Origin of the sequence: Halomonas sp. ND22Bw (assembly GCF_003011945.1) — a bacterium.
Classification (GTDB): domain Bacteria; phylum Pseudomonadota; class Gammaproteobacteria; order Pseudomonadales; family Halomonadaceae; genus Halomonas; species Halomonas halophila.
In genome coordinates, this window is sequence record NZ_PXWD01000119.1 from 1 (window position 1) to 485 (window position 485).

Sequence of the window (485 nt, forward strand, 5' to 3'; positions counted from 1 at the left end):
CTGTTGAGCCGCATGGCGGTCGAGACGGCCCCCGCAATGGAGGAGGCAGCGTGACCGCCCCCCACGATCCCGGCCCCGACGAGGGCCGGGCCATCGCCGGGCGATTGGTCTATGACCCGAGCTTCGCGACCGTCAGCGAGGAGGAGTTCAACGAACTGGTCGCGATCATGCGCGACGGCATCGCTGCCAAGCCGCTGACCCCCGAGGCGCAATGGCGGCGCGACTATCACAAGGCGATGTTCCACCGCCGCCTTGTCGGCGTGCAGCCCGACCTATTCGGCGGGAAGCCGGTGACGCACATGCACAAGGCCGCGCCCGGGCCGGTCATCGACTGGAAGCCCGAGCCGGTGGAAGAGAAGCTGGCGCGGATCGCGCGCGACCCCAATGCGACGTTCGGCATCGGCCGACCCGGCTTGAGCGCCGAGGAAAAGGCGGGGCTGATCCGATCGGCCGCGAACTGGCTGCGCGTCGGGCAGCGCGTCCGC

General features: G+C 70.3%; 1 protein-coding gene. It reads left to right on the top strand.

Going from position 1 to position 485, the window contains the following annotated elements:
- Positions 1-50: 50 nt before the first annotated feature.
- The coding region (locus tag CVH10_RS17260) for a hypothetical protein (protein ID WP_106489340.1) at positions 51-485 on the top strand (435 nt) is incomplete at its 3' end.